Here is a 4,103-nt window from a genome sequence, read left to right on the forward strand (position 1 = left end):
AAGTACCATCCGCGGACCAGAATCTGGTTTACGAACCAGAAGTTCAACAACGATGACGATAACGCCATCTTCACGTACCTGCAGGAAGAGCCGCGGGAGTGGCTGTGGGCCTGGGGCTATGGCCCCGGCTCAGACGCCATGAGCTGGCAGCCGGGCCACCGTCAGACGCACCGCACGGACCTGTTCCGCTATCCCGGGTTCGGGCCTCCCGATCGCTACAACCAGGAGATCGTGCGCCAGTTGCCGCCGCAGCAGGTGCTCATGCACTACAATGAGATAACGCACTGGCGTTACTCCGAGTTCGGCTATGTTCTGGCCTACCCGCGCGCCGACCGCAACGGGGAACTGCCGCCTCCGTGGAACCACTTCATCTACGAGCGCCGCCCCGACCAAGCGCTGACGATGGTCTACGACCGGGCCACGTGGTTCGCGTGGCCGCGCTACTACCATTGGGCATTCGGTGAAGTGGTGCGATACGGAGTGGGAGATGTCACTCACTCCAGCGGGTTTCACGACCACTTCAATCAGTGGATGTGGCAACGCCTGCTGTGGGCGCCCCAGACGGGCGTGGATGATGCGGTAGAGGAATACTGCCGCAGCTGGTTCGGGCGCGCGGCCGCGCCGTACATGGCAAAGGCCCTCTTTCAACTCGAGGAAAACCTGCAGGAGAATCCCGAAGTGGCAATCACGGAAAAGGAGGGCATTCAACGGTACTACGATCTCGTGAAGCGGGCCGGCGAGCGCATCCCGGCGCACCAGATGAAAGGCCACTGGCTGTGGCGGCTGTACATGCAGAAGGCCGCGCTCGACTTGTACGTCAGGCACAGCGTCAGGCAGCAGACCGACCTGCGGCAGCGTATCGAGCGCAGCGTGTCGCACACCCTCGAACAAGGGAGCTTCGACGACACGGTGGATTCGATACTGCCGTGGTTTGACCAATTGGGCGAGGCGCCGGAGATGAGACGGCTGCGAGAGGAAGCGCTGCGCCTGGGCGAGGAAAGCAATGCACTGTTCGGGGCATGCAACGAGGGGTGTTTCAACCTCAAGCACGATTTCATTGGGCTGGGCTGGCTCAAGCGGCAACTGGAGCGGGCGCGCGCGGCGTCGCCCGAGGATAAGGGCGAGATGCTGCGCATGATTACTGCTTACGACGACCCGGGCGCAGGCGGGCTCTACGACAACTGTGGGGCGGGGAACACCTGCCCGCATCTCACCCACGGCTATCCCTTCGATTTCGGGCAGCCCAACTTCGGGGACTTGGCGTGGGAGGCCAACCGCCCCAGCCAGCGCACAATGCACTACACCCAGGACGAGGCCCAGGGCGTCACATTTCACTATCGTGATCTCGATCCCGAGGCCCAATATCGCGTCCGCTTCACATTCGTGCGCCCGTGGTACCAGGAGCGCTACGCCTCTCGCATGAACCAGAAGTCGCAGACAATCCATGCCAACGAGTTCGTACTGGCGCGCGATCTGGAAGTGCCGTTGCAGGTGAGCGATTTCTTCACCTTCGATATACCGCGCGAGGCGACCCGGAGCGGCGAGCTGATTCTCCGGCGGGAGAAAGCGCGCGGGGTGGGGGCGGGGGATCGCGTGACTGTCGAGCAATGGCGCAACTGCAGCGGATGGGGCACCATGGTGTCCGAAGTGTGGCTCATGAAGAAGAAGTAGCGAGCACAAGCTCTTCCGATCCGTACCAACCGGTGGAACGGAGCGAGGAATGAGCCCGTGGGTCTGAACCCCGAAAGCTGGTCCACCTGAGATGAGAGGAAACGAGGAAGTTGAACCTATCTCAGGAGGCTCAGAGCATGAAGCGCAAGCGATACACGGAACCCAGATCGTCTTCGCCTTGCATCCTGTCGGTCCTCACCACCGCTGGGACGAATCACGGGGCGAATCAAGGTACAGTCCGGGTGTCCCTGCTCTTGCATCTTGCGGTTTTGACGAGCTTGCGATAGTCCTCGCGCCTGGCCACCATGTACCGGTCTCACCGGTGACTGACCACTACAAGCGGTGTCGCGGGCGGTTGACAGGGACAATCGGCCACGCGGCTGGTCGACGAATAACCGGCGCTCGTTGACGAAAGGCGCATTGCGGAGTAAGATGCGCTGCGGGGTGCGTCACGCCTACGCTACGCTTGGAACGCAATCCAAAGTCAGGGGGACGGACTCATGCGCAATTGGCCGTATTTCGTAGGGGGTAACTTCTGGCTTCTGATGGCCCTGGTCCTCTGGTTGGGGCGAAACGCGGTTAGGACTGGGCCGACCCGCTACTCGTTCTTCGGCGTCGGGGGCTGGCTTTCGCCCTTCGAATATGGGCTGCTGGTCGTCGCCTGCGCGTTCATCGGCGCGGCACTGATGTTCTTGTGGAGCCGACCAGCGAATACATCGGACCCGAGGTGATCCTCGAACCCGGTGTTACCCAATGATTTCGTTGCTTCAGCAGTCCGTTGCCGGAGCCCTGCCCGCGGTGAATGGCTCGCCTGCCGAAGCCTTGGCGAAGGGTGGTGGCGGAAAACGATCTGAGAGCGAAACATTCCCGAGCTGTGGACGAGGTCGAGGGGTTCCATGCGAGCCACTCCGTGGCGCACCTATCCCGCGGTCGAACCAGAAAGCGCGACAAGGAAACAGCAGGCCGGTGCCGGCCACCCCGTACAGGCCTCACCGGGCCTTTCGGGTCGCCTTCAGGACCTTCTTGATCGCTTCCAGGCGAGCGTTGCCCTCGGCCTTCGTAGGAACGAGCCAGCCTCCCTCGTCGGACTCGTTCCAGGCATAGATGATTACCGCGTTGGCATCCGCGCAGTCGGGGTTCTGGCGGTTCCATTCGACGGCGGCGCGAAGGTTGTCCGCCAGCTCGACAGGCGTCGGTTGCGTGTACCAGGGGCCGCGTGGAGGCGACTTGTAGATTTCCTGGTACCGCTTCGGGTCACGCCGGCGAGGCCGGTTGTCCCAGCCCGCACTGACGATTGGGATGACCCTCTTGCCTGTCGCCTTGCAGGATTCCCAGAAGGCGCGGTTGGCATCAGCGAGCGCACGGTAGGGATACTCCTGGGTGCCGTGGCTGAAGTCCGCTGAAGCATAGGCGCTGATCGCATCGAATCCCATCGTGTCAACATACTCTGCGCCGACGCGCGCGTTGAACACCTGCGCCGCGATGTACGGCGGTTTGAGGCCTGCCGCCACTGACTTACGACGCAGCTGGTCCAGCGCTTCCCTGACGGCCGCCTCCGAGCCGAAGTACGTCGGCATCTTCTCGACGTAGAAGATGTAAACCAGCGGCCGGCCCTCCAACACTGTCTGATAGTTGGGCTCGCGGAACAGCCGCACGTACGCGTCAATTGCCTGCGGGAAATCGTCTTTCGGGCCCCAGTAGCCCTGTGCCATCAGGATCAGCGCGAACTTCACGTCGTCCCGGCGCTTGCTCGCCAGGTGGAGTCCAAGAGCGTAGTTGCCTTTGGTCGGGTCAGACGGGTCGTGCAGCGAATAGCAGTAGGCCCAGTAGTCGAGGCCAGCGGCATGTGCGTAGGCTATCTCCTGGTCCATCACTTCCTGGGTGTCGGCTCGCACAGCAACTTCCTTGTCAGAGATAACCCGACTGTAGAAGGGGAGGCGGTGACGCCACTGCTTCGGCGCCAGGTTCTTCTCCCACTCGTTGTCGCCTGACCAGGCGTCCCAGCGAATGGCGCCCACCACCGTTTGTCTGGGCGGCGATTGCCGCGCGCCGGCAAGGCTCACATTTGCTGGCAGAGATAGCGCAGCCAATGTGAGTAGTAGGGGAGCACTACGACCGTATCGCATCTCGGCTCGTCCTCATCTGTCAATCATCATGGTGCGGGACAACCGTCTCCGGCATCTGTGGGACGAATCCGGGGTGAATGAAGCCGCGGCTCCGGAGTCCCTGCTCTTGCATCTTGTTTCGTCCGCGCGAGCCTCCGGGGGTGCTCGCGCCTTGCGGCCCAGCTCCGAATCCGAGGCGCTCTTCTGCGCGTCAGGTGCGCTTCCCTGCGGCGAGGCCGGCAGGAATGCCCGCCTCGTTGACCCAAACTGACTAGGCCCGCTGGGACGCCATCCCGGCCCCGCAGCGGCTTAGGGACTGCAACATTC

At 62.6% G+C, this 4,103-nt stretch carries 2 protein-coding genes; one reads left to right on the forward strand and one right to left on the reverse strand.

The features are described 5' to 3' along the window. On the forward strand, positions 1 to 1,671 hold a 1,671-nt coding region (locus JSV65_14835; GenBank protein UCH33824.1), incomplete at its 5' end, for a hypothetical protein. Between the two features lie 989 nt (positions 1,672 to 2,660). Here the strand turns inward: JSV65_14835 and JSV65_14840 are convergent. Beyond that, positions 2,661 to 3,689, reverse strand: a complete 1,029-nt coding sequence (locus JSV65_14840) for a glycoside hydrolase family 99-like domain-containing protein (protein UCH33825.1) — start codon at positions 3,687 to 3,689, stop codon at positions 2,661 to 2,663. Positions 3,690 to 4,103: the final 414 nt, after the last annotated feature.

Source organism: Armatimonadota bacterium (assembly GCA_020354555.1).
Lineage (GTDB): Bacteria > Armatimonadota > Hebobacteria.